The sequence below is a fragment of the Agrobacterium tumefaciens genome (genome assembly GCA_025559845.1).
GTDB lineage: Bacteria > Pseudomonadota > Alphaproteobacteria > Rhizobiales > Rhizobiaceae > Agrobacterium.
In genome coordinates, this window is the sequence record CP048469.1 from 3,278,465 (window position 1) to 3,303,974 (window position 25,510).

At 57.4% G+C, this 25,510-nt stretch carries 27 protein-coding genes; 4 read left to right on the forward strand and 23 right to left on the reverse strand.

What is annotated here, in order from left to right; all coding sequences use genetic code 11:
• Window positions 1-18: 18 nt before the first annotated feature.
• Window positions 19-1,020 (reverse strand): aldo/keto reductase, encoded by a 1,002-nt coding sequence (locus FY156_16225; protein UXS02905.1) that lies wholly within the window; start codon window positions 1,018-1,020, stop codon window positions 19-21.
• Between the two features lie 118 nt (window positions 1,021-1,138).
• Between FY156_16225 and FY156_16230 the strand changes: the two genes are divergently transcribed.
• Entirely contained in the window at window positions 1,139-2,029 is an 891-nt protein-coding gene (locus tag FY156_16230; protein UXS02906.1) for a LysR family transcriptional regulator, read from the forward strand.
• A 1-nt stretch (window position 2,030) separates the two neighbouring features.
• On the opposite strand, the gene FY156_16235 is transcribed toward FY156_16230, so the two are convergent.
• The 4 genes from FY156_16235 to FY156_16250 form a co-directional block, all read right to left on the reverse strand.
• Window positions 2,031-2,474: a GNAT family N-acetyltransferase gene (locus tag FY156_16235; GenBank protein ID UXS02907.1), complete on the reverse strand. Its 444-nt coding sequence runs from the start codon at window positions 2,472-2,474 to the stop codon at window positions 2,031-2,033.
• A 1-nt stretch (window position 2,475) separates the two neighbouring features.
• Window positions 2,476-3,426: an aldo/keto reductase gene (locus FY156_16240; protein UXS02908.1), complete on the reverse strand. Its 951-nt coding sequence runs from the start codon at window positions 3,424-3,426 to the stop codon at window positions 2,476-2,478.
• A gap of 113 nt (window positions 3,427-3,539) precedes the next feature.
• A complete protein-coding gene (locus FY156_16245) occupies window positions 3,540-4,523 on the reverse strand; it encodes a GlxA family transcriptional regulator (GenBank protein ID UXS03182.1) in 984 nt (327 codons plus the stop codon).
• Window positions 4,523-5,083 (reverse strand): isochorismatase family protein, encoded by a 561-nt coding sequence (locus tag FY156_16250; GenBank protein ID UXS02909.1) that lies wholly within the window; start codon window positions 5,081-5,083, stop codon window positions 4,523-4,525. Before FY156_16250 ends, FY156_16245 begins: the two co-directional genes overlap by 1 nt.
• Window positions 5,084-5,266: 183 nt before the next feature.
• Here FY156_16250 and FY156_16255 point away from each other — a divergent pair, with 183 nt between their 5' ends.
• Window positions 5,267-6,250: a Gfo/Idh/MocA family oxidoreductase gene (locus FY156_16255; protein ID UXS02910.1), complete on the forward strand. Its 984-nt coding sequence runs from the start codon at window positions 5,267-5,269 to the stop codon at window positions 6,248-6,250.
• Here the strand turns inward: FY156_16255 and FY156_16260 are convergent.
• Together FY156_16260 and FY156_16265 are read right to left on the reverse strand one after the other, a co-directional pair.
• The gene (locus FY156_16260) at window positions 6,247-6,618 is read right to left on the reverse strand and encodes a hypothetical protein (protein ID UXS02911.1); all 372 of its coding nucleotides are present in this window, start codon (window positions 6,616-6,618) and stop codon (window positions 6,247-6,249) included. The genes FY156_16255 and FY156_16260 overlap by 4 nt on opposite strands.
• Before the next feature lie 22 nt (window positions 6,619-6,640).
• A complete protein-coding gene (locus tag FY156_16265; GenBank protein UXS02912.1) occupies window positions 6,641-6,883 on the reverse strand; it encodes a hypothetical protein in 243 nt (80 codons plus the stop codon).
• A gap of 185 nt (window positions 6,884-7,068) precedes the next feature.
• On the opposite strand from FY156_16265, the gene FY156_16270 reads away from it, so the two are divergent.
• Window positions 7,069-8,667, forward strand: coding sequence for an exodeoxyribonuclease VII large subunit (locus FY156_16270; GenBank protein UXS02913.1), 1,599 nt, complete (start codon window positions 7,069-7,071; stop codon window positions 8,665-8,667).
• Here FY156_16270 and FY156_16275 read toward each other — a convergent pair whose 3' ends face one another.
• From FY156_16275 to FY156_16285, 3 genes are all read right to left on the reverse strand, one after another.
• A complete protein-coding gene (locus FY156_16275; protein UXS02914.1) occupies window positions 8,668-9,870 on the reverse strand; it encodes a mandelate racemase/muconate lactonizing enzyme family protein in 1,203 nt (400 codons plus the stop codon).
• A gap of 17 nt (window positions 9,871-9,887) precedes the next feature.
• The gene (locus FY156_16280) at window positions 9,888-10,595 is read right to left on the reverse strand and encodes a FadR family transcriptional regulator (protein ID UXS02915.1); all 708 of its coding nucleotides are present in this window, start codon (window positions 10,593-10,595) and stop codon (window positions 9,888-9,890) included.
• 117 nt (window positions 10,596-10,712) lie between these two features.
• A complete protein-coding gene (locus FY156_16285; GenBank protein UXS02916.1) occupies window positions 10,713-11,210 on the reverse strand; it encodes a MarR family transcriptional regulator in 498 nt (165 codons plus the stop codon).
• 81 nt (window positions 11,211-11,291) lie between these two features.
• Here FY156_16285 and FY156_16290 point away from each other — a divergent pair, with 81 nt between their 5' ends.
• Window positions 11,292-12,194 carry an EamA family transporter gene (locus tag FY156_16290; protein UXS02917.1) on the forward strand — a complete coding sequence of 301 codons (903 nt, stop codon included), beginning with the start codon at window positions 11,292-11,294 and terminating at the stop codon, window positions 12,192-12,194.
• On the opposite strand, the gene FY156_16295 is transcribed toward FY156_16290, so the two are convergent.
• From FY156_16295 to FY156_16355, 13 genes are all read right to left on the reverse strand, one after another.
• On the reverse strand, window positions 12,169-13,407 hold the full coding sequence (locus FY156_16295; GenBank protein UXS02918.1) for an aminopeptidase: 1,239 nt from the start codon (window positions 13,405-13,407) through the stop codon (window positions 12,169-12,171). The two genes, FY156_16290 and FY156_16295, sit on opposite strands and share 26 nt — an antisense overlap.
• 95 nt (window positions 13,408-13,502) lie before the next feature.
• Complete coding sequence (ybaK, locus tag FY156_16300) at window positions 13,503-13,979, reverse strand: Cys-tRNA(Pro) deacylase (protein UXS02919.1); 477 nt, start codon at window positions 13,977-13,979, stop codon at window positions 13,503-13,505.
• Window positions 13,980-13,990: 11 nt separating this feature from the next.
• Window positions 13,991-14,338, reverse strand: a complete 348-nt coding sequence (locus FY156_16305) for an ArsC family reductase (protein ID UXS02920.1) — start codon at window positions 14,336-14,338, stop codon at window positions 13,991-13,993.
• A 502-nt stretch (window positions 14,339-14,840) separates the two neighbouring features.
• The gene (locus tag FY156_16310; GenBank protein UXS03183.1) at window positions 14,841-15,431 is read right to left on the reverse strand and encodes a 2'-5' RNA ligase; all 591 of its coding nucleotides are present in this window, start codon (window positions 15,429-15,431) and stop codon (window positions 14,841-14,843) included.
• Between the two features lie 215 nt (window positions 15,432-15,646).
• Window positions 15,647-17,224 (reverse strand): glutamine-hydrolyzing GMP synthase, encoded by a 1,578-nt coding sequence (guaA, locus tag FY156_16315; GenBank protein UXS02921.1) that lies wholly within the window; start codon window positions 17,222-17,224, stop codon window positions 15,647-15,649.
• A 173-nt stretch (window positions 17,225-17,397) separates the two neighbouring features.
• Window positions 17,398-17,946 (reverse strand): 5'-methylthioadenosine/S-adenosylhomocysteine nucleosidase, encoded by a 549-nt coding sequence (locus FY156_16320; protein UXS02922.1) that lies wholly within the window; start codon window positions 17,944-17,946, stop codon window positions 17,398-17,400.
• A complete protein-coding gene (locus tag FY156_16325) occupies window positions 17,943-18,392 on the reverse strand; it encodes a PaaI family thioesterase (GenBank protein UXS02923.1) in 450 nt (149 codons plus the stop codon). The genes FY156_16320 and FY156_16325 overlap by 4 nt, the downstream gene beginning before the upstream one ends.
• Before the next feature lie 78 nt (window positions 18,393-18,470).
• Window positions 18,471-18,923, reverse strand: coding sequence for a tryptophan-rich sensory protein (locus FY156_16330; GenBank protein UXS02924.1), 453 nt, complete (start codon window positions 18,921-18,923; stop codon window positions 18,471-18,473).
• Between the two features lie 51 nt (window positions 18,924-18,974).
• Window positions 18,975-20,069, reverse strand: a complete 1,095-nt coding sequence (locus FY156_16335) for a DUF1513 domain-containing protein (protein UXS02925.1) — start codon at window positions 20,067-20,069, stop codon at window positions 18,975-18,977.
• Window positions 20,069-21,190: a hypothetical protein gene (locus tag FY156_16340; protein ID UXS02926.1), complete on the reverse strand. Its 1,122-nt coding sequence runs from the start codon at window positions 21,188-21,190 to the stop codon at window positions 20,069-20,071. The genes FY156_16335 and FY156_16340 overlap by 1 nt, the downstream gene beginning before the upstream one ends.
• Window positions 21,190-22,713, reverse strand: a complete 1,524-nt coding sequence (locus tag FY156_16345; protein ID UXS02927.1) for a c-type cytochrome — start codon at window positions 22,711-22,713, stop codon at window positions 21,190-21,192. Before FY156_16345 ends, FY156_16340 begins: the two co-directional genes overlap by 1 nt.
• Before the next feature lie 44 nt (window positions 22,714-22,757).
• Entirely contained in the window at window positions 22,758-24,035 is a 1,278-nt protein-coding gene (locus FY156_16350; GenBank protein ID UXS02928.1) for a peptidase, read from the reverse strand.
• Window positions 24,036-24,190: 155 nt separating this feature from the next.
• Window positions 24,191-25,480: an RsmB/NOP family class I SAM-dependent RNA methyltransferase gene (locus FY156_16355; protein UXS02929.1), complete on the reverse strand. Its 1,290-nt coding sequence runs from the start codon at window positions 25,478-25,480 to the stop codon at window positions 24,191-24,193.
• Window positions 25,481-25,510 lie beyond the last annotated feature (30 nt).

Genomic DNA, 25,510 nt, shown 5'->3' on the forward strand with positions numbered 1-25,510 from the left:
GTGACTTGGCCCGATGATTTATCGGCTTGTCATCTTGGAAAGTTGTTCCGGATATCGTCCACCGGCCACCCTGGATGGCGAGAGAAGCTCACCGAGTTTGCGGCTTTCGTCATTCGTCAGCGTGATATCTGCGGCAGCGACGTTGGTTTCCAGATTGGCGATCTTGGTGGTGCCGGGGATCGGCACGATGAAATCGCCCTGCGCCATGACCCAGGCGAGCGCCAGTTGACCGGCAGTCACACCTTTTTCGGCAGCCATTTCTTCCAGCAGCGAAACGAGCGCCAGATTTGCATCGAAATTCTCCGCCTGGAAGCGCGGCAGGGAGCGACGGAAATCATTATCCGACAGCCCGTCGAGTTTCTTCAGTGCGCCGGTCAGGACGCCCCGACCCAAAGGGCTGAACGGCACAAAACCGATGCCCAGTTCGCGGCAGGTATCCAGCACGCCGTTTTCCTCCACATCGCGGGTCCACAACGAGTATTCGCTCTGGATCGCGGCGATCGGGTGAACTGAGTGTGCTTTGCGAAGCGTTTCGGCGCTTGCTTCCGAAAGGCCGAGATGTTTGACCTTCCCCTCACGAACGAGTTCTGCCATGGCGCCCACCGTATCCTCGATCGGGACGTTCGGATCGACGCGATGCTGGTAGAAGAGGTCGATGACATCAACGCCAAGGCGCTTGAGCGATGCTTCCGCAACAGCGCGCACGTTCTCGGGGCGACTGTCGGTACCCACCATCATCTGCCCTGCAGGTTTGGTGGCATCGATCTTGAAGCCGAACTTGGTAGCGATGACAACCTGATCGCGGTAGGGCTTCAAGCCCTTGCCGACAAGGATCTCGTTGTTATAGGGGCCGTAAACTTCGGCGGTGTCGAAAAAGGTAACCCCGAGTTCGACGGCACGGTGCAGCGTGGCAATGGCGCTGTTCTCATCGCCAGCCGGGCTGTAGGCATGGGTCATGCCCATGCAGCCGAGGCCAAGTGCCGATACGGAGAGGTTGTTTCCAAGAATTCTTTTTTTCATCTGTTCGTCCTTCCACAAAGGAGCCGCCCTGTCGTGAGGGCGTGACGTCAAATTAGCGTCCCGCAGCGCTAAAAATAATCGCTGTAAATCCGGGCAGGTTGTTCTAAATAATAGAACAATGAACCGCATTCAGCTATCGCAACTGGCCGTATTGGCTGCCGTCGCCGAAGGTCGCAGCTTCCGCAAGGCCGCTGCCGAACTTGGCATCGCACCATCCGCTGTCAGCCATGCAGTCTCGACGCTGGAAGAAAGCCTGGGTTTACGCCTTCTGCACCGCACCACACGCAGCGTTTCGCCCACAGAGGAGGGGAGGCGTTTGCTGGAGACGCTGGCCCCCGCCTTGGCCGATATCGATGCGGTCATCGATACGCTTGCCGAGCATGGCGGCCGCCCCGCCGGGCCGTTACGCGTCACACTACCACGCCTTGCGGCGGAAGATCTGCTGATGCCGCGCATCAGCGAGTTTCTCGGTCTTTATCCTGACATCGCGCTGGAAATCTCCACCGACGACCGGTTTGAAGACATCGTTGCCAAAGGGTTTGATGCGGGCCTGCGGTTGGGTGAAAATCTGGAGGCGGATATGATTGCCGTGCGTGCCAGCGGTCCGTGGCGCGGCGCAATTGTCGCGTCACCCGGCTATTTCGACAATCATTCCGTGCCACTTCATCCCCGTGATTTGATGCAGCATCGCTGTATCCGCCGTCGGTTTTCCAGTGGTCGGATCTATCGCTGGGAATTGGAAAAGGACGGGCGGTCGTTGGTGGTGGATGTGCAAGGGCCACTGATCCTGTCAGATCAGAGCCTCATCCGCCGCGCCGCCATTGACGGGGCAGGCCTTGCCTTCGTTTTCGAACAGCGCATCGAAGAGGATATCAAGGCGGGCAGACTTGTCCGTGTGCTGGGCGACTGGTGTGCACCCTTTGACGGCTTCTACATTTATTATCCCTCGCGCCGGCAGATGCGTCCGGCGCTGAGGGCTTTTGTGGATTTTTTCCGCTACAAGGCCTAGATCAAAACTTGACGCGATAGCGGATGTGCCCGTCGCTCTTCACGTAGCTGTCGTAAAGCTTGCGGGCTTGGGCGTTGTCTTCATTGGTGTGCCAATAGAGTCGAGACCAGCCTTTTTCCTTGCAGATGGCAATCAGATCGTCCATCAGCGCGCGCCCGATACCCTTTCCGCGGATCGTTTCGTCAATAAACAGATCCTCCAGATAACAGTCCGGCGTCTTGACCCAAGTCGAGTCGTGGAAATGATGAATGGCAAAACCGACGGGTTTATCATCCAGCACCGCAAGGCGCATGGAGACCCGCGAGGCGGGATCGATGATCCGCTCCCAGGTATGAGCCGTCACATCCTCGGCGAGATTGACCCTGTAGAAGGCCAGATAATCAGCCCATAGCCGCAGCCAGTCTGCATGATACTGGCTGCGGGCATCACGAATTGTCAGTGCCATTTCACGCACCAGCCTTGTCGAGCAACGTCATCATCTCGTCGGTGAGGTCGAGATTGACGGCACGCTTGAAGCTTTCAAGCTGGGAAAGGCTTGTCGCGCTGGCAATCGGCGCCGTCACAGCCGGTTTGCGCAGCAGCCACGCCAGGGCGATGTCTGCAAGCTTTGCACCGGTTTCCACGGCAATGGTGTCCATGGCGCCGAGAACCGCAAGGCCGCGAGCATTGACGTATTCGCCGACACGATAACTGCGCGCAACACCCTCCGTATCGGCCTTGTTGCGATATTTGCCGGTGAGGAAGCCCGCCGCAAGGCTGTAATAGTTGATGACGCCGATGTCTTCCCTGACGCAGAGATCGGCCAGCGGGCCTTCGAAGGCGGCACGGTTGTAGAGGTTATACTCTGGCTGAAGAACATCGTAACGAGGCAGATCGGTTTTGGCTGCGACGTCGAGCGACTGCTGAAGCTGCGCGGCATCATAGTTTGAGCAACCGATGGAGCGAATCTTGCCTTGTTCTTTCAGCTTGGCGAAGGCATTGAGCGTCTCCTCCAGCGGCACGTCCGCGTCTGGTTTATGGGCGAGATAGAGATCGATGTAATCGGTCTGAAGGCGGCGTAGTGAATCGTCCACGGCCTGCGCGATCCACGCGGCGCTGAGGCCGGTCTTGCGTTCGTTGTTGTCGAAGCCGACCTTGGTGACGATTACTGCGTCTTCACGCTTCACGGAGCTCTGTTTCAACCATTTGCCGATGATCGCCTCGGACTCGCCGCCCTGATGGCCTGGAACCCATGCGGAGTACACGTCTGCCGTGTCGATGGCGTTGAAACCGGCGTCGAAAAAAGCATCGAGAAGCTGGAAGGATGTTTTTTCATCCGCCGTCCAACCGAAGACATTGCCACCAAATACGATCGGGGCGACGGAAAGACCTGTGCGGCCAAGTGCGCGTTTTTCCACGGAGAAACTCCCTATTGCTTTGAAAATCGGGGCGAAGTTAGCAACTGCAGTCAGGGATAACCATTCAATTCGGCTGATGGTTTCCATCACGGTGCGAATGATGGGGAACGAACCTAACCTTTCAGGTGGCGAAAATGGCTGGGTGAATGGGTATTGTGCTGCTGCCAGACCCGCCTGAAATGCCGCGCCGAGGAAAACCCTGCTTTCTCGGCAATGGCTTCCATGCCGAGACGCGTATGACTGAGAATTTCGCGGGCAAGATTGATCCGCATGAGGTTGACGTAATCGATCACGCCCATGCCGGCGTGGTCGCGAAACAGACGGGATAGATGGCGTTCGCTGAGTGCGGCGACATCGGCCAGTTCCTCGAGCCTCCAGTTGTTTGCAGGCTCCGCCATGACCCTGTCCTGAACCCTGTGAATGGCGGGATGGATATGGTTGCGGCCGGTAAACCACGGGGAAATTTGTGGATCATTACCGCTGCGTCTCAGGTAAATCACCATGGTCTTGGCAATGCGCGTAGCCACAGAGGGTGATGTCATCTGCGAAACGATATGCAGCAGAAGATCGATGCCGGTTGAAATGCCGGCACTGGAGAAGCGTTTTCCACTCTGGACGAACAAGCGGTTTTCAACGACCTGAGACAGCGGCGCAATCCGGCGCAGTTCCTCAATGCAGTCTGCGTGGGTCGTGCAGCTAAGACCATCGAACAACCCTGCTTCGCCAGCAAGAAGAGCGCCTGAGCAAATCGAAATGACTGTCGTGTCCGCCCGCGTTGTACGGCGTAGCCAGTTCGAAAGAGTTCGCCTTTCCCGTTCGGCATCGGGTTCTCCGTCGAACCGTGATCGGGCGCCAGAGATCAGCACAAAGGCATTGTCGGGAAGACTGTCCGGCAAAGCCTCCAGCCCGCAAATGCCAAGGCCGATGGATGAGGACTGCACCGAATGGGCGGCGATGTAGTGGCAATCGAAATGGATATCGCTCTGCGCCTCATTGGCGTAGCGAATGACTTCCAGCGGTCCGGCAATATCCAGCAAAAGAGCGTGCGGCGGCACAACGGTGTAGAACGGAATGATATGCGTGCCGCCGTGATCCATCATGCAGCCTTGCGTGTGGTTTCGAGTGCTCCCTCGACGGTAGTAATACGGGCGAAACGTCCGGCCACAACCAGTTCGGTACGGGTGCGGATATCCTCTGCGCTGAACGTTGCACCGGATGAATGTGTCATCGGAAAGGTCAATGTGGCTTCCGTCACATAATCGACGCTGTAGCCAAGGTCGGAAGCGTTCCGGGTCGTGGTTTCGCAGCATTGTTCGGTGCGGATGCCGGAGACGATGAGCCTGTTGATGCCGTTTTTCGTCAACCAGATATCGAGGCCAGTCCCGGCAAATGCCGAATGGCGGTTCTTGTGAAAGGTGACCGAAGGGGTAAGGCGCAAGCCCTCTAGGGTGCGGACATAACCGCTCTCTTGCGAAAACGCCTTGTCGCCGTCGACGTGAAATATCTGCACGACAGGAATACCCGCAGCCTGTGCGCCGTCGATCAACGCCTGCTGTTTGCCGAGGAAGGCTGAAACTTCGCTGTTATCGAAATAGGGCGCGTGCCGAAAGGACTCTTGCACATCGATCACGAGCAGTGCCGTATTCAGAAGGGACATTTTGTGGTCTCCATGGTTTCTATCCATAGCAGAATGTTCCATTGAAAACACGTGCGAAAGCATTGGGGCCGCCGAAGAAGGGACAAATTCGGACATTTATGCGATGACGTTCGTTTCGTGCCGCCTTGTCAGCATGGCGGGGGGTGATAAGGTCGGCTGCAAAGCTTTCCACAGGAGGTACCAATGCTGCGTTTCGGAATAATCTCGACGGCGAAGATCGCTCAGGATCACGTTATTCCGGCAATACAGGACGCGCGAGATTGCGTTGTGACGGCCATCGCCAGCCGCGATCTCGGCAAAGCCCGCAGCGTTGCCGATCGCTTTTCGGCGCCACATGCTTTCGGTTCTTATGAAGAGATGCTCGCATCAGATGTTATCGACGCCGTCTACATCCCGCTGCCGACATCTCAGCATGTCGAATGGACAATCAAGGCCGCAGAGGCCGGCAAACATGTTTTGTGCGAAAAGCCAATCGCTCTTAAAGCGCAGGAAATCGACAGCCTGATCGCTGCGCGCGATCGCAACGGCGTGGTTATCTCCGAAGCCTTTATGGTGACCTACGCGCCGGTTTGGCAGAAGGTGAAGGATTTGTTGGCGGAAGGCGCGATTGGCACGCTGAAACACGTGCAGGGAGCATTCAGCTACTTCAACCGAGACCCGGGCAACATGCGCAATATTCCGGAACTTGGCGGTGGCGCCTTGCCCGATATCGGCGTCTACCCGACAATTGTCACCCGCTTTGCAACGGGCGCCGAACCGCAGCGGGTGCAGGCGAGCGTCGAGCGGGACAAGGAATTTGGTACGGATATCTATTCCAGCGTTCGCGCAGATTTCGGTGATTTCGAGCTCAGCTTCTACCTCGCGACGCAACTCGCTGCCCGTCAGGTCATGGTGTTTCACGGCACGGATGGCTACATTGAGGTCAAGTCTCCCTTTAATGCCAACCGCTGGGGCGCGGAGGAGATCGAATTGACAAATCAGGCGCACAGCCAGTCACAAATCTTCCGTTTTCAGGATAGCCGTCAATATAAACTCGAAGCCGAGGCATTCGCCCGTGCCGTTCGGGGCGAGAGTGAGGTTGTCAGCCTGGAAAGCTCAAAGAAAAATCAGCTCTTCATTGATGCCATCTACCGCGCCGGCGAAAAGGACGGTTGGGAGCAGGTTTAATCCGCCCCGGCCGTGTGTCTTTTGCACACACGCGAATAACCGATCAGGGCGAGTGCTAAGCCGGACATCGCGGAAAACGCCAGCGTTATGAGCGGCTGCAGTAGCGGATTGCGTGCCTGGAGAAGCACAAAGAGGCCGATGCCCATAAGTCGGGACAACACCGTGAGCGTGTTTTTCAGAAAGCGGCTGACCGTCGCTGACGGCTTGTTCGACCGGTTGAGGAGCATGGTGGTGACCATGCCGGTGATGGCGCCGGGCAGGCGCGCGATCATCGGATCGAAAGTCGAGCCAAGCAACAGCAGTGCAGTGATGAGAAGATCGACGCTCAGGCCACTGCATTCAGCCAGCGCGAAACGCGACGGTCTCACGGACGCGCGCTCTTCGGTGCCATTACAGCGTTGGCTCGGAAATACGCGGACGCTGCAGGACCAGAAGACTGATGATAACGCTGATGACACCGAAGTTGTAGCCAGCCAGAGCCATCAAAAGCGACATCACCGGTACAGCGGCAGCCGAGGTCGCCATCGCGACCAGATAGGTGCCGACAAGCATCAGGCAGATGAAAACGATGCTGAATACGGAGCGCAACGCGACGGCGGTTACGCCCAGGATTGTGGCGGTAAGAAAGATCATTGGGCCACCTCCTCTTTGGTTGTCGGGCTCGATGAGAGACGTAGCCCTCATTCCCTAAAGAACCCTTGTTTTCTCCTCCATCCTCCATTTTGGAACGCTCTGGTTGAGAATATGGTTTCATCGCTGTTAAAATGCAGGGGGAATCGCGGCATTTCCGAATCGGTCGGCTTTGGTTACAAACGGGCATGAGTGATTTCTTCGGCAGCGCCCCCTTGAGCAATCTCACCGAGTTCTCGGTTTCGGAACTTTCGGGTTCCATCAAGCGTACGGTGGAAACGGCTTTCGACCAGGTTCGGGTGCGCGGCGAGATTTCGGGTTATCGCGGCCCGCATTCTTCCGGCCATGCCTATTTTTCATTGAAGGACGACCGATCCCGCATTGACGCGGTGATCTGGAAGGGCACTTTTTCGCGGCTGAAGTTCCGTCCCGAAGAGGGCATGGAGGTGATTGCTACCGGCAAGGTCACAACCTTCCCCGGATCTTCGAAATACCAGATTGTCATTGAGAGCCTTGAGCCGGCGGGTGCGGGCGCGCTGATGGCGCTTTTGGAAGAGCGCCGCCGCCGTCTTGCTGCAGAAGGGCTGTTCGACGCTACACGCAAGCGCCGCCTTCCTTTCATGCCGCATGTGATTGGGGTTGTCACCTCGCCGACCGGCGCCGTCATCCGCGATATTCTTCACCGTATTTCAGATCGCTTTCCGGTTCACGTCATTGTCTGGCCAGTCAAGGTGCAGGGTGAAGGGTCTGGTGAAGAGGTGGCGAACGCCATTCGCGGTTTCAACGCATTGGAGCGTGGTGGTGACATTCCGCGTCCGGATGTGCTGATCGTTGCACGTGGCGGCGGCAGCCTTGAGGACCTCTGGAGCTTCAATGATGAAATCGTTGTCAGGGCAGCGGCGGAGAGCGAGATTCCGCTGATTTCAGCTGTCGGCCACGAAACCGATACGACCCTGATCGATTACGCAGCCGATGTGCGCGCACCAACGCCAACGGGCGCTGCCGAAATGGCTGTGCCGGTCCGTGCGGAACTGGATGCGCAGCTTTCCGGTCTCGCCGCCCGTCTGTCAGGCTCCGTGTCGAGGCAGATGGAAAATCGGCGTCAGGGTGTGCGTGCTTTGGTGCGTGCATTGCCATCACTCGATCAGTTGCTTGCCTTGCCGCGCCGTCGTTTCGATGAGGCAGCGAGTGGCCTTGGACGGGGTCTGGAAATGACCACGCTCAACAAGCGTCGTGCCTTCGAACGACCGGCTTCCGGTCTCAGGCCAGAAATTTTGCTCAACGGTCTCAAGCAGCACCGGCAGCGCATTTCCGAGCGCATGCAGCGTGCTGAAGGTCTGGTGGAGCGCCGTCTGCTGCAGGGGCAAGCCCGCGTGTCTGCCTCGGATTCCTCCCTGCGATCGCTGCCCGCCCGCCTGCTTGGGCAACTGGAACGCCAGAAGGAGCGCATCGTAACGGCAACCCGTCGCGCTGACACGGCTGTGCTGCATCGCATGGCGCAGAACCGCTCGGGTCTTGCGGCGCATGACCGCATCCTGCAGTCGCTTTCTTACAAGAACGTGTTGAAGCGTGGTTATGCCGTCATTCGCGACGAAGAAAACCGGCCGCTGACCCGTGCCGAAGCGATAGCATCCGGTGCCGTGGTCTCGATGGAGTTTGCCGATGGCCGTATCGCGGCAATCACGACCGGAGAGGTCACCCCATCTGCGGAAGGAGCGGTTGCTCCAAAAAAGAAGCCGGTGAAACCGGCTTCTCCAGGATCAGGTAATCAGGGCAGCCTGTTCTGATCAGATCGAGTTTGCGTCCGAGAAGCGGCGGCTGACAGTGAATGATTTTTCGATGTCGGGATGCAGTTCCATACCAAGACCCGCGCCCGGCGGTACGGTGATCATGCCGTTCTTCACTTCCGGCAAGGCGGTGACGAGATCGCGATACCAGGTCTTGTAGAAGGCGCGCACGCTTTCCTGCACAAGCGCGTTCGGCGCATTGAGCGAGAGGTGGGTAGAGGCGCACAATACCACCGGTCCAGTGCAGTCGTGTGGAGCAACCGGCAGATGCCAGGCTTCCGCCATTGAGGCGATCTTGCGGGCTTCCGAAAGTCCACCGCACCAGCTGATATCCAGCATGACGACGCCAGCGGCGCCGGTTTCCAGGAGGTCGCGGAACGCCCATCGTGAGCCGAGTGTCTCGGATGCGGAGATCGGCGCCGGCGAAACGGCCGCATATCGCGTCAGGCTGGACAGGCTGTCCATCTTGATCGGATCTTCGTGCCAGAAGGTCTGATAAGGTTCCAGTGCCTTGGCGATCTGCATGGCCGGCAGAAGCTGCCACATGGAGTGGAACTCCACCATGATATCCATCTTGTCGCCGACAGCCTTGCGGATTTTTTCGAAAGGCTCGAGTGCGCTTTTCAGGTCCGGCATCGAGATGTACTGGCCGCGGGTCTTTTCCGCGGCTGCATCGAACGGCCAGATCTTCATGGCAGTGATGCCATCTTCGAGCAGTGAATGGGCAAGTTCGTCAGCGCGGTGCAGGAATCCGTTCAGATCATCATAGTCCTTGCCGCCGGACAGGCCGTAATTGGCCGTCTGTTGACCGGTCGCCTTCTTGATGTACTCCGTGCCAGCGCAGGTGTTGTAGGTACGGATTTCCTTGCGGCTGAAACCGCCGAGAAGCTGTGCGATAGGCTGATTGGTGGCTTTGCCGAAAATGTCCCAAAGCGCGATGTCGAAGGCGGAATTACCACGCACTTCCGCACCGGAAGAACGGAAACCGAGATAACCGACGAGATCCTGTGCCAGAAGATCGATCTGCAGCGGATCGCGACCGATAACGCGTGGCGCGATGTATTCATGCACATAGGTTTCCACGGTCTCTGCGCCGTAGAAGGTTTCACCGAGGCCGGTGATACCTTCATCCGTATGAACCAGAACCCAGAGCAGGTTGGCCCGTTCCGCCACGCGGACGGTCTCTAGTTTGGTGATTTTCATGTGTCTCTCCCGGAGTGTTATGCGATGCCTGCCGCCAGAAGGGCGTGCACGCTTTCGTCGAAGTGCCGCGCCATCAGCGTCGCGGCTGTCTGAGGGTCGCCTGCGGCAATAGCCTGACCGATAGCGATGTGAAGCTCACCCGCCGCGCGGCGCTGGTCATCCGATGTCCGGCTTTTCCAGCCGATCGGCCAGGTCTGACGCGTGACATTCTGGAAGGCGCCGAGGATCAATTCAAAGACAGGGTTCTTGGATGCGCGCGCAATTGCAAGGTGGAAGGCAAGGTCATGTTCCATCACCCTGTCATTGTGACCGAAGTCACTTTTCATCGCATTGGCGTGGCCGAGAATGATCAACGCTTCTTCATCGGTTCTTCGCAGCGCCGCGAGCGTGACGGTTCTGACTTCGATTGTCCGACGGACGTCATAGATCTGCTGGATGTTGATCTGCTCGGTGTGAATACCGTGTTCGAACATCAGCGACATGGCGCCGTGATCGAGCGTTGCAACCGTCGCCCTTTTCCCAGGGCTGACGTCGATCAGCCGCATGGCCGACAACGAACGAAATGCCTCACGCACCACCGTGCGCGAAACGCCTAGCTGCTGCGACAGCGAAAGCTCACTTGGCAACTTTGCGCCGGGCGCAAGCTCATTTTCGCGAATATGGCGTGTGATTGCGCCAATGGCGCTGCTGACCAAGCCTGTGTCGTGCGGAACTGCGTTATACATTTTTCCTCCAACCTGTACGACAGGTTTATGGAAAATTGCGTATCGGATTTCTCGTGCAAACACAAGCCAACAATGCGGCAATTCGTGTAATGACCAGAAACCTTAGCTATGGAGTCGTTATTCGAACTCGCGCAGGAAACGTTTCAACAGCGTATCAAGGGCTGCCTGCTCCTTTTCATCGAGCGGGGCGAGCAGTCTGTGCTGGTTGTCGACATGGGCATTCACGGCGTCCTCAACGACGGAAAAGCCTTTGTCGGTAAGCGATATCAGCACGCTGCGGCGGTCTTGCGGGTTGTGAACGCGTTCCACAAGGCCAGCCTTTTCGAGCTGGTCGATACGATTGGTCATGGTGCCAGAGCTGACCATAGTCATCGCCAGCAGATCGCCGGGTGACAACTGGTAAGGCGCGCCCGCGCGGCGCAAGGTCGCAAGCACATCGAAGGCGGAAGAGGACAGTCCGTGTTTCAACAGCACGGTCTCCACTTCGCGGCCGAGGTGAATGCTGAGGCGGCGTAGCCGTCCGAGAACACCCATAGGTCCAACGTCGAGGTCGGGTCTTTCCTTGCGCCATTGCGCCAGGATCTGGTCGACGCGATCAGCTGTGTCTTTGCTCATCCAACAGGCATATCAACTGATATCTTGACGTCAAGATAAAAGCAGCGATAATGAATTTATCTTGAGATAGAGATTCTTGAAATGAAGATTAATTCCACATCCACCGCCGATATCCTGCTGACGGCTCTCGCCCCGGCTGTCTGGGGCAGCACCTACTTCGTCACGACGGAGTTTCTGCCGCAGGGATATCCCCTGCATGTCGCCATGTTGCGAGCGCTTCCCGCTGGCCTGCTCTTACTGTTGCTGGTGAGAACTTTGCCTCACGGAAAATGGTGGGCACGCAGCCTTCTGCTTGGCGCGCTGAATTTCTCATTTTTCTGGGCAATGTTGTTCGTTTCGGCCTATCGACTGCCGGGTGGTGTGGCAGCCACTGTCGGCGCGGTGCAGCCACTGATCGTCATTGTGCTGTCGCGGGTCTTTCTCGATACAGCGGTCCGAAAGCTCGCAGTCGTGGCTGGCTTGATCGGCATGGCTGGTGTGGGTCTTCTTGTGCTGACGCCGGGCGCTGCGTTGGACGGTATCGGTATTCTAGCAGGACTGGCTGGCGCTGCGTCCATGGCATTCGGAACGGTATTGACGCGCAAGTGGAAGCCACCGGTCTCCAGCCTCACCTTCACGGCATGGCAGTTGACCGCAGGCGGCATTTTGCTTGTTCCGGTGGCATTGTTGGTCGAGCCCGCTTTACCGTCGCTGACTGTCGCCAACATCTCTGGCATGGCCTATCTTGGCCTTGTTGGTGCCGCGCTGACATATCTTCTGTGGTTTCGCGGGCTTTCCCGCATCGAGCCTTCCGCCGCCGCCTCTCTCGGTTTTTTAAGCCCGGTGGTTGCGACGCTGCTCGGATGGTTGACGCTTGGTCAGAGCCTTGCGCCAACGCAAATTGTCGGTTTCGTCATGGTGCTGGTCAGCGTCTGGCTCAGTCAGAAAAGCCAGATGCCGCCCAAAATCATAGAGGTGGTTATGCCCACTCGCCCTTACGCATGACAGCCACTTTCGATCCGTCAGGCTTGATACCGTCGATGTCGACCTTGTTGGAGCCGATCATCCAGTCGATGTGGATGAGACTGGAGTTGCCACCCTGTGCCGTGATCTGCTCGGGTGTCAATGAGGCGCCATCAAGGAAGCACTTCGAATAGCATTGACCCAGTGCAATGTGGCAGGAGGCGTTTTCGTCAAACAGCGTGTTATAGAAGAGAATACCGCTGGCGGAGATCGGCGAAGAATGCGGAACGAGCGCCACCTCACCGAGCCGTCGTGCGCCGTCATCGGTATCGAGAACCTTGTTCAGCACCGCTTCGCCCTTGGAAGCCTTGGCTTCGACAATGCGTCCACCTTCGAATTTCACCTGAATGTCATCAATCAGCGTACCCTGATGTGAGAGGGGCTTGGTGCTGGAAACATATCCATCGACACGCAACGCGTGCGGCGTGGTGAAGACTTCCTCGGTTGGAATGTTCGGGTTGCAGGTTACGCCGTTTTTCGCAGTGGAGGCGCCACCGTGCCATTCATGTCCATCTGCAAGGCCGATCGTTACATCGGTGCCGGGGCCGGTGAAATGCAACGAGGCGAACCGTTCGCCATTGAGCCATTTCGAACGCTTTGCAAGATTGGCGTTGTGGTCGGCCCATGCGGCAACCGGATCGGCAAGATCGACACGCGACGCGGCGAAGATGGCGTCGGCCAGTTTCTTTACGGCCTCATCTTCCGGCAGGTCAGGGAAGACCTGTTTTGCCCAGGATGGGTTCGGATAGGAGATGATGTTCCAGTTGATGTCGAAGTTGGAAATCTTCTCGAGCGCCGGTTTATAGGCGGTGGAGTTGGCCTTGTTGGCACGTGCGACCTTGGCCGGATCTTCGTTGGCCAGCAGCATCGGGTTGTCACCGGCAATCGCCAGACGCGCAGCGCCATTGGCGTAAGCTTTGGCCATGCCCTCGTAAAGCCAGCTCGAGGCCCTGTCGAAATTCGCATCGCTTGCATGGCGATAGCGTGCAAGCGTGGTTTCCTCATCGGAATAGAAGGTGGTGACGAGACCGCTGCCAGCCATATAGGCGTGTTTCGTCAAAAGGCGCACCAGCGGCAGTGCCGCCATTGGCGCGGTAATCACCAGATCCTGATCTTTTTGCAATTGCAGGCCAACCTTGATGGCAACTTCTGCGAGTTTTTCGAGTTTGACGGGATCGATGGGGGAAACGGTCATGATCAGCCTTCGTATATTTGCATGAAGAGTGCCGAACCATAGCCCATCCGTCGTGAAAGCCAAATGCTTTCAAGGCGTGTGGCTCGACAGGATCGTCAATCGCTGACGAGCGGCGCAGCTTCGGCTTTGAGTGCCTTCATTGCGTCCTGAGGCGAGAGCCTGATCTGCAGGCCGCGTTGCCCACCATTCATGTAGACATAGCCGTGATCCATGGCCTCCGCCTCGATGGCGGTCGGCACGAGTTTCTTCTGGCCGAAAGGACTGATGCCTCCCACATGATATCCCGTGGCGCGTTCGGCATCAGCGGGTTTCATCATGTTGGCGGATTTGCCGCCGAAGGCTACAGCCAGCTTCTTCATGCTGACCTCGCGGTCGGAAGGCACGACAACGCAGACCGGCTTGCCATCGACCTCGGCCATCAGGGTCTTCAGCACGAGGTGAGGTGGCTCGCCGATAGCCTCGGCAGCCTGAAGACCGATACGATCGGCATTCGGGTCATATTCATAAGTGACCGTGGTGAATGAGACGCCGACTTTCACGAGCATCTGGGTGGCGCGTGTGCTCTTCGACATGACGCAGCCGCTCAGCCGAACAGGGCTGCATAGGTTTCCGGCTTGAAGCCGACGGTGATCTTGCCCTTTGCCTCAAGCACCGGACGCTTGATCATCGATGGTTGTGCGAGCATCAGCGAGATTGCCTTCTCGCGCGTCAGGTCGGCCTTGTCGGCATCATCAAGCTTCTTGAACGTCGTGCCAGCCCGATTGAGAACTGTTTCCCATCCTGCTGCATCACACCAGCTTTCAAGGTGCACCTTGTCGATACCCGACGCCTTGTAGTCGTGGAAGGCGTACTCGGTGCCGTTCGCTTCAAGCCATGTCCGGGCTTTCTTCATCGTGTCGCAATTCTTGATGCCAAAGATGGTGACGGTCATGGAATGCCTGCCTGTTCGAGTTCCGTGTCCGAGTGGCATAACAAACTGGGCGCGCAATGCAATGCTGCTCGTTTTTGCAGCTTCAGCAGGCACATTATCTTCGAGGATGCATATTTATGCATAGCTCTGCTGCTTGATCCTGCATTGTAAGCAGCTGCTTTTATACCCATTATCTGAGCATCAAAGATGGAGAGAAAAATGCGTTCCGTTGCAAAGACATCGCGTAAGTTTTTTGGTGAAACCTTCGCCGTATTCGGCGCAGCAATGGCTGTCTCGGCTGCCGTTCGCGCTCATCGCAAGCCTGCTGGCGCAGACTTGGAAACCCTCGGTATCGATTCCAAGGCTTTCGACAAGGTTCAGCTCTAATACCCGCAACGGCGGGGTTAGACTACCTCGCCCTGGATTGTGCGCCTTTAACATAGGCGCACTCGTTGAGAGCTGTTAAAAGTGCACGTTGATTGCTCCGTGCCAAAATCCCTCCGGGTGGCTCGTAGTCAGTTTTTTATACATCCGATGCCGAGTGGCTCTGTATGTCAGAGCCTTGCAAGATAAGTTGTCGTGCAGGTCGCTCGTAATCGTTCGCTTGCGCGGATAGCGACCATCGTCCCAACTCGTCGTGTCGCGTCAGCCCGTTGTGGCTATAAACCAGCACAAAATCGTCCGCTGTCCAATGATAGGGTTGCTCAATCGACATCGTGTCGATCTTCCCGCATCCGTAAATCGTCGTGATGTGCGGAACGACCGGCTGGAATGGCACAAATGGCAGGTTGCGTCGCCGTAGCTGCCGCTGAAGAAGTCTCGCAAGGCCTTCAATTTCGGGGATGTCTTGACTGCTTTTCAGGACATGGCTGCTGCGGTTGCCGAAGACAGCACATCTGTCTAGGGTCACGGGAAATGGCCGGCCGCTGATCCCGTCCATCGCCTTGCGGATTCTGCTGATCAAACTTTCGGGAATTGCCCCAAAACATCCGACGCAAAAGAGCGTGATGTGCAGCAGGTCGGCAGGGTAGGCTTTCCGGCGTGTACGGCCCTCCGCATGGCGGCACGCGTCCGCAAAAATCTGTTCGCTCAACGGCTGCGGCGGCTTTAACAAAAACAACAGCTTGCTCAGGAAGCGCACATTAAATCGCGCTTGCCGGGCTGACTGCGTCCAGTTGAAACAAAGCTGGTCGGAAACCGTTTCATCGCTCGATAGGTAAACCATGACGATGCTCCGTGGCTTCATGCCAAGGTCGTCATAATATCATCCGGCGACAGAAATTTAAAGAACAAAAAGAGAACAAAAGCGGAGAAAACTCCGCCTTCTGCCTATTCCCACTCGATGGTACCTGGCGGCTTCGAGGTGACGTCGTAGACGACGCGGTTGATGCCCTTCACTTCGTTGATGATGCGGGTTGCCGCGCGACCAAGGAAGTTCATGTCGTAAGGGTAGAAATCTGCCGTCATGCCGTCCACCGACGTGACAGCGCGCAGGGCGCAGACGAAATCATAGGTACGGTAGTCGCCCATGACGCCCACGGTCTGTACCGGCAGCAGCACGGCGAAAGCCTGCCAGATGGTGTCGTAGAGACCGGCCTTGCGGATTTCATCGAGGTAGATGGCATCTGCCTTGCGCAGGATGTCGAGCTTTTCGCGCGTTACGGCGCCGGGGCAGCGGATCGCCAGACCCGGACCAGGGAAGGGATGGCGGCCGATGAAGCTGTCCGGCAGGCCGAGTTCCCGGCCAAGTGCACGAACCTCATCCTTGAACAGCTCGCGAAGCGGCTCCACCAGCTTCATGTTCATGCGTTCCGGCAAGCCGCCGACATTGTGGTGGCTCTTGATCGTCACCGATGGACCGCCGGAGAAGGAAACGCTTTCGATAACGTCAGGGTAAAGCGTGCCCTGTGCCAGGAAGCTCGGAGCCCCCTTGCCGTCAGCAGCGATCTTTGCAGCTTCGGCCTCAAAGACTTCAATGAACAGGCGGCCGATGGTCTTGCGCTTTACTTCCGGATCGGAAACGCCCGCCAATTCCGTGAGGAAGAGGTCGGAGGCGTCGACGTGCACCAGCGGAATGTTATAGTGATCGCGGAACATGCCAACGACCTGTTCGCTTTCGGCCATACGCATCAAGCCGTGGTCGACATAGATGCAGGTCAACTGGTCACCGATCGCCTCATGGATGAGGACGGCTGCAACCGAGGAATCCACGCCGCCGGAGAGGCCGCAGATCACACGCTCAGTGCCAACCTGTTCGCGGATCTTGCGGATCATTTCGGCGCGATAGGCGGACATGGTCCAATCGGACTTCAGCCCGACGATCTTGTGCACGAAGTTGGAAAGAAGCTTTGCCCCGTCAGGCGTATGCACCACTTCCGGATGGAACATGGTGGTGTAATAGCGACGCTCTTCGTTGACGGCGATAGCAAAAGGCGCATTTTCGGAGGTCGCGGCTACTTCGAAGCCTTCCGGAAGTTGCGTAACGCGGTCGCCATGGCTCATCCATACCGGATAGCTGCCACCCACGTCCCAGAAACCTTCGAACAGCGGGCTTGCCTTCTTGATGTCGATGTCGGCGCGACCGAATTCTGCGGCGTGACCACCTTCCACGACACCGCCAAGCTGGGTGCAGAGTGTCTGCTGGCCGTAGCAGATGCCGAGGATCGGAATGCCGGCATCAAATACCGCCTGCGGTGCGCGGGGGCTGCCTTCAGCCGTTACCGATGCCGGGCCGCCGGAGAAGATCACGCCTTTCGGCTGCAACTTCTCAAAAGCTTCCGCTGCGTTCTGGAACGGGTGAATTTCACAATAGACGCCGGCTTCGCGTACACGGCGCGCAATAAGCTGCGTCACCTGGCTGCCGAAATCGATGATGAGAATGCTGTCGGGATGGGCTATCTGGGTCATGGCGAGCCTTTAAAGAAAACCGGGGCTTTAGGCAACCCGTCAGTTGCCCTGAAAAGCCAGAAAATATGCGGTTGCGCAAGGCGTCAGAGCGCGATCGCACCGTCTTTGATCGCGAGGCTGAGCTTGTCGATGCTCTCCGCCAGCTTTTCATCGATGATATGCAGATACTCGGTTCAGTCGTCGATGTGGTTCACGTCTGCCTTGCCATCGGAAATGCCACGCAGACCGATCAACGGAACCCCGAAGCGCTGACAGGCGCGTAGCACAGCATAGGTTTCCATCTCCACCATGTCCGCATCGATGAGATCATAGGCTGCGCCTGAAACGACATTTCCACCGGTCGAGAGCCGTGCCTCGGGTATGCCGGGTATGCGCAGGGGAAGGGCAATCTCCGCCGGCAGATCGAGAAAAGGTGTTCTTCCTTTTTCAAAACCGAAAGCGGATGCGTCCATGTCGCGCCACGAAACCGAAGCAACCTGATAGACTGATGTTTGCTCAAGCGTCTTCGATCCGGCCGAACCGAGGGATACAACGAGGTCCGGCAGATGGTCGGCGGCATCAAGTCCAGTCAGGACGGCCGTAACCGAAATCGCAGCCTCGACAGGTCCCACACCGATCATCAGCGGCGACATGCGGGCCTGCAGGTGCGGGCCATATTCGGCAGGCGCAGCCATGACGAAAAGAACGGATTTGCCGGCGACATGCTGGAGACTGTAGCTCATCCGGTGATATCCTCGCGGCCCTTCATGACCATCATGGTTCCGGTCATCGAGGCGATCAGTTTGGCCGGGCCATCGGAAATTGCATAGGCGCGTCCATCCGCGACAATAAGATTGCTTCCCGGTTTGATGATTTCGCCGCGGAACAGAAAGCGCTCGCCACGTCCAGGCGACATCAGGTTGACCTTGAACTCGATAGTCAGCAATGAGGCTTCAGGTTCAATGATCGTATAGGCGGCGTAGGTGCAGGCCGTATCGAGACCGGCAGCAATCACGCCCGCGTGCAATATACCATGCTGCTGCGTCAGTTTTTCGTGAAAGGGAAGTTCTATTTCCACCAGGCGATGCTCGATACGAGCAATCGATGCATCGATGGCCTGCACAACGCCCTGCCGTGCAAAGCTTTTTTCTATCCTCTGACGAAAATCGCCCGGATCGGTGATCTCCATGCCCCGCCTGTCCGCTCTATCCTGTCCTTAGACAGACATGGCGCGTGGTGATGGACAAGGCAAGGGGAGTTCCCGGATTTAGTTTAACAGGGTGATGCTCAAATTCAGCAAGGTCGCGAAAGACACCCAAACGGCATAGGGGACGAAAAGCCACATTGAAATGCGGTCACGGCTGTAGTTGAGGACGATGAAGGCGATGCTGCAGATCAGCATCGGCACGATGATGACAAGCGCTCCAATCGGGCTCTGCATGCCAAAGAAGATCGGCGACCAAAGAAAGTTCAGCGCCATTTGCGTGAACCAAAGCCGCATGCGGGTGCCCGTCGGTCGCAAGATCCACATTCGTGCACCGGCAATGCCAATCAGCACGTAAAGCGTTGTCCAGACAGGTCCGAAAATCCAGTTGGGTGGATTGAAGGGCGGTTTTTGCAGCGACTGATACCAATCGCCGGGGATGTTGTTGATGCCGATGAGCGCACCGATGGCCACGACGACAACAACGAAAACAATATAGATGGACAGGTTCTTCATGACGCCTACAATGTCCTGAGTGATCTTTTGTTCCCGTTGTTTTTCAACATTTTAGCGGGATATACGTATGATATGCTGGTCCCATGCAACGTTGCTGCGGGTTGTTTCGAAAAGTCCGTCATAAGACGATACGGCAACGCTTTTTGCTGAAGGTGCCACGCCCGCAGCGTCCCGAACTGTCGTTTCGGAAATGACCTGACCGGTTTTTGCATCGAGTTCTACAGCCGAATTGCCATTGGGAGAGGTCAGCCCGACAACGCCAGCTTTCCTGTTGACGGCAATCGCACCGACATAGTTCGCCAGACGCAACGTCGTCTCTTCGGGGAGATCCATGAAGGTGACGTCTTCGCCTTTCGAAAAATACCCGACCAGAGGTGGCAGGTCGTTGCGCGGTCCTTCATATTGGCAAGCAAACCAGATGCGCCCGTCGCCATCCAGATCGACATGGCGGGTGGAAAGCTGTTGCAGCTTTTGCGGCATGGTGTGTTTTTGAACGAGCTGTCCGGTGGCAGCATCCAGCAACACCAGCGATGGTTCCATACGATCGACATTGAGCTTGGTACGGCCAAAGTCGGGATGGGTTTCGATGCCGCCGTTCGCGATGACGATCATCGTGCCATCGTCGCTCACCGTCATGTCGTGGGTGCCGATACCGTGCGCGTCATATTCGCCAATACGACGGAAGCTGTCACGCGCGTCGTAAAGCCCGATGACGCCGCGATTGCCATCGAAGTCGTTTTCGCTGGCATAGAGGATCGTACCGTCAGGCGAGAATTGTCCATGGCCGTAGAAATGACGGTTGTCCGGAGTGTGCACCACAATGGGTTCTCGGCCACCGACCGGATCAAGAGCCATGAAGAAGGTGCCCGGCCGCCGGGCAAAAGCCACCACGGTGCCCGATACCCGGCTGACCGCCATTCCATGCGCTCGTGCCGGTAACGTGACCCGGTCGATGATCTGTCCTGCTTCGCTGACGGTTGCAATACCATAGCCACCATCGGCACCACGAAAAGCCGAGGCGAAGACTGCATCGGTCCGCTCGAGGGCGAAAAGCGAACGGGGAGCAAGGGTCGCCAGAAACGGCAGACCCGCCGCTTTCATGAAGCTTCGCCGGTCAATCAGCGTGCGAACACCGCCTGGCATCATCAGTCCCCGTCTGCAAAGGAGAAACCGGAACTCAGACCGATTGCACCACCATACTGGTCGTTGAGGCGGTAGATCAGATCCTTGCCGTTCAATAGCAGGTAATCCACCTTGGTGCGCTGCTCCTTGTTGTCGAGTGCCTTTTCGATATCGGGCTCAATGCCGCCGGCAACGCGGATCATCGACTTGGCGAGGAAATCGATGGAACTTACGATAGAACGTTGGTCTGGTGGCAGGAGATCGGTCATATCAGCCGTATGAAGCAGACCCTGAACCGCGGCGATATTGGTGGAGATGCTTTTCCAGGTCAGGCCTGAACGGCGGTAAATTGCCGTCCGTGGGAAGTCCGCCTTGTCTGGCCCCTTATAAAAAGTTTCAATTCGCTGGTCGCGAATGGCCTCGGAACCGTGCACGAGAATGCCGAGCAGGGCGACCAAAGCCTCTCGTTCGTCACGGAACACGGGATTATCAGGTCCGGGTTGCGTCCAGTGTTGAGCGGCGCCATCGGGCGCATTCCAAAGGCCGGTGAGTTCCTTGGCGACATTGGCGATGTTGCCGGCAATCGCTATGCCATAGCGGCAACGAAAATCGCCCGCTTTCCCCTGGAGCTCGTCGGCATTGGTACCGTAAAGTACGAATTCCAGTGCTCCCAGTCCCTGTGCCGCAACGCTTTTACCCTTCAGGCCATTTGTGGTCGTGACACTTTCGTCCTTGCTGGCGAGGTAGCCTTGCACCTGTTTCAGCCCAAGTCCCTTTTTATCTGGATAGTAGAGCACCCGCTCAAAACGGTTTTGCTCGATGACCGGACCAACACGCACGATCTCGATGGTGGACCATTTCTGCACCGTATCCACAAAAGCGTCTTTTGCTGCTGCCTCAGTCTCAGGCGAAGGTGCCGCGCAGAAAGCCATCATCTTGCTTTGCAACGTTTCGGCCGAGACCTGGAAGCGGTCATAACCGGGGCGGATGAAGCCGTTCACGGCCTTTTCAAGCACGCCTCGAACCTGGGCGGGGTTGAGCGGCGGCGGTGGCATCAATTCCACGTCCTGCGCCTTGGCGGGCAGGGCGATCAGCACCATCAACAGGGAAAGAAGGCCGGGCAGTTTTCGCATTTTGGTGTTCATCAAAGGGACTCCAGAAAGGCCAGCAAAGCCTGCCGGTCGGATTTTGGCAAGGTGGCAAAGGCATTGCGGGCTTTTTCGGCCTCGCCGCCATGCCATAAGATCGCTTCCATCAGGCTGCGCGCGCGCCCGTCGTGGAGGTAAAAGCCGTTTCCGTTGACAACCTGCGTCAGGCCGATACCCCAAAGCGGCTGGGTTCGCCACTCCCTGCCGTTTGCGTCGCCGACCTGCTGACCATCGGCGAGACCCTCGCCCATGTCGTGCAACAGAAAGTCGGAGTAGGGCCAGATGAGCTGGAAGGAATGAAGATCATTCCTGGCATCCCGCCGGGTGACGAATTTCGGCGTGTGACAGGCAGTGCAGCCGGCTGCGTAAAACATTTCCTTTCCACGCAATACGCTCGGTTCGCCAACATTGCGGCGCTGCGGCACGGCAAGATTTTCGGTATAAAAAGTCACAAGATCAAGCACCGGATCGGGCGCTTCTGAAGAGCCGAGCCGTGGCTGCACGCCGGTCGGCGTGGCGAGACAGTCTGTCTGTGCCTCGGTGCAATCGCCATAGGCGTTCTCGGCATCCGGCGTGGAGATGCCGATGTCGTGTGAAAAAGCACTCGAACTCTGGTCGCGGACACTGGCATTTTGCGCCTTCCAGCCGAAACGACCAAGTTTGACTTCGCCGCTTCGGTGATCCCGTACCCACGCTGCCTTGCCAGAAATGCCGTCGCCGTTGGCGTCGTTCGGATCGGCAAGGGCGATGATATCCGCCTCAGAAATTGCTTCGATCAGTCCGAGACCAAGCGTCGGCATGGCAATGCGCGCCGACAGTGTCGTGTCCTCTCCGAGAGGACCATATTGTGGCTCTGCTATGCTATAGAGAGGCTTGCGCAGCGTAACGGTCTCGCCGTCGCCGAGAAGGACGGGCTGCTCCGTATAGCTGACTGCCAGCTTGCCTTCGGCTTTCAGACCTGGAATGGCAAGGTTTTGTAGCTGTGCGCCATAGGTCGCATCGGGAAAATTCAGGATCTCGTGGCTGGCGATGGCCTGTCGTTCTGCCTCGTTGCGGGCCGGACGTGCCAGCCGCAGGAACATCGATACGGCATCCTCACCAGCAAGTGGGGGGCGACCTCTGCCGTCCTTGACGTGACACGTCTGGCAGGAGCGTGCATTGAAAAGCGGTCCCAGCCCATCAGACGCTTGTGTCGACGAGGGGGAGGAGACCCAGAGCTTCTGGAAGAGCGCGTTCCCGAGCCTGAAATCCTGTACCCTCTCGGAGGACATGTTGGCGGAAGGGTGAGAAAAGGCACCGGTTCCGGGTTTGGACTTACTCGTCGCAGCCCCGGCTGACATGGCTTCGAAGGCTTCGGGTTTTGAAAAATCTGCGGCTGGCTCTGTGACAGCCAGAACGCGCTGCCGATCTTTTTCCGTTAGATCGTCGCGCAGAGGCGAGGCAAGCGTCACCGATGCCGCAAGGCATGCGACCCCGGCAAAAATAAGTGGCTTGCGGATCGGCGGCAGCACAAAAAACATGAGAAGGCAAAAAGGGGCCGTGGAAGACCACGACCCCTCATATCTTACTTGAAGACGGTATTCGGATTGTCGAGGCTGTCGGAGCCTTCGAGTTCGATCTTGCCGAGATCAAGTGCGGCGATCACCCGCTCGATGGTTTTCGTCTGGTCGAGAAGGCCGTCAATGGCGGCCTGGACAGCAGCGTTGCCCTCCTTGTTGCCTTCGCCGATCATCTGATCGTAGGCTTCAACGGTCTGGGCGCGCTTTTCCATGGCATGCATGGCGTCGAGTGTCTTGTTGAGCTTCGACGTCATTTCGTCGTTCAGCGCCTTGTCCTTCGCGCCAACCAGTTCGGAAAGGGAGGCGCCGGTCATCTTGGTACCATCAGCGCGGGTGTATTCGCCCGTATAGGCCGACGCGATCCCGACAGCATCGTAAAGATGCGAGTTGTATGTGTTGTCGGAGAAGCAATCGTGCTCTTCTTCCGGATCGTGCAGCAGAAGGCCGAGTTTCATGCGCTCGCCCGCGAGTTCACCGTAGGACAGCGAACCCATACCCGTCAGAATGGCAGTCAGGCCAGCCTTGGGATCAGCTTCGATCGTCTTGGTGGCCTCACCCTCAGGCGCCCACGCGTCCACCATGTCCTGCAGATCCTTGACCAGCAGCGTAGAGGCGGATTTCAGGTATTCGGCACGGCGATCGCAATTGCCATTGGTGCATTTGGCCTTGTCGTAATCGGTATAGGGACGGTTGCCCGCACCCGGTCCGGTGCCATTCAGATCCTGGCCCCACAGCAGGAATTCGATGGCGTGGTAACCGGTCGTTACATTGGCTTCCACATCGCCCGCTTCGCTCAGGCTTTCAATCAGTTCCGGCGTGATCTTGGTCGCGTCAACCTCTTCGCCGCCGATCTTGATCGTCTTGTTGGCGATGATGTTTGCGACGTAAAGTTCGTTTTCATCGCTTTCGGTGCCGTAAGAGCCGTCGACGTAGTCGATGAGACCTTCATCCAGCGGCCAAGCGTTGACCTTGCCTTCCCATTCGTCAACGATCGGGTTGCCGAAGCGATAAACCTCGGATTGCTGGTAAGGCACGCGTGCCTTGATCCATGCCGTACGTGCCGCCTTCAGAGTTTCATCGCTCGGGCTGGCGATCAGGGCATCGATTGCCTTGTCCAGTGCCTTGGCCGTGATGAGTGAATCTTCGTATTTCGCGTGCGCGACATCGGCGTAATGTTTCACGACGGCGGCGGCATCGGTTGCCGCTCGTGCTGGAAGCGCGGTGAACGCTGCGGATGCTGCCAAAAGCGCAGCGGATGCGCCAAATATGGTTTTGCGGATCATGATCCCTCTCCTTCAGCAGACGTGACATTGCATCACGCTACGGGAAGCGAGTTCTGAACCAATCACAAACTTGTGTCAAACATTCTAGTTTAGAACCTTTGGAAACAAGCTTCTGCAAATTTTGCCCAGTAAAATCTGTGCGTGCAAAGACCGTTTTATTGTTTGCGTTTCATCACGCTAAAGAAAAACCCGTCAGTATCTGTGGTTGCAGGCGTCAACGTAACGGTCTCGTTGTCGGCGGAATGTGGCTTTCTCGCCTGAGCACCGAAAACACTGGTCCAGCGCGCAACAGCAGAGCCCATGGAAAATTCCGGGTTCTCATCGCAGAAGCGGCGGACCTGCCGCTCGTTTTCTTCTGGCAGGACCGAACAGGTAACATAAAGCAACTCGCCACCGGGCCGTACGAACACCTTTGCCTGATCCAAAGCTTCCGCCTGCTGGCCGACACGTTCTTCAAGATTGCGCTGCGTCAACCGCCATTTCGTGTCGGGCCGTCTGCGCCAGGTTCCGGTGCCGGTGCAGGGCGCATCGACCAGAACACGATCGAACTTTTCAGTGAACGGAGCGAGGCCGGACGCGCGGTCATGCACCTGCACATTGCGTGTGCCGGCGCGCTTCAGACGTTCGATGATCGGTGCCAGACGTTTGCGGTCGGCATCGAAGGCATGCACCTGTCCCTTGTTGTTCATGCTGGCGGCCATGGCCAGTGTCTTGCCGCCACCGCCTGCACAATAATCAAGAACCTGCTCGCCTTCTTGAGCGCCAGCCAGATCGGCCACGATCTGGGAGCCTTCGTCCTGAACCTCGAACCAGCCTTTTTGAAAGGAAAGTTCCGCAGTGACATTTGGCAGTCGGGAAGGGCCCTCGCCTGCAGCGATGCGTACACCCTGGCGGGCGATCCGTGTCGCTTCGGCGCCGCTTTCCTCCAGCGCCTTCAAAACCTTCTCGCGTGTTGCCTTCAAGGTGTTGGCGCGCAGGTCGAGCGTCGGGCGTTCGTTGAGCGCCTTTGCTTCCTCCAGCCATCTTTCCCCGAAAGCGACCTCGAAAGAGGCCTGCACCCATTCAGGTATGTCACCCTGAATGTGCAATGGGGCGTCGGTAAGCGCGCGCGTGGTGAAAGCCTTGACGGCGTCGTCGGACAGGGCGGCGGGTGCGAACTTGTCGCCATCGAATTCCGCTGCAAGCTGTTCGAGTGATTTGCCCCATTGTCGCAGCATGACCGCATAACCGAGCGCATTGGCGCTGTCGTCTTCCATCAGCCATGCGTGGGAGAGTTTCATGCGCAGGGCATCGTAGACGATGTTGCCAATGGCGGCCCTGTCACCTGACCCGGCAAAACGATGCGCGAGGCCCCAATCCTTCAGGGCATCGGCCACGGGGCGTCTACGTCCCTCGATATCCGCCAATACCTCGATGGCTCCGGCCAAACGTCCGCCTAAACGCATTGTCTACCTCTTTTTGCTGGTTGCCCGGTT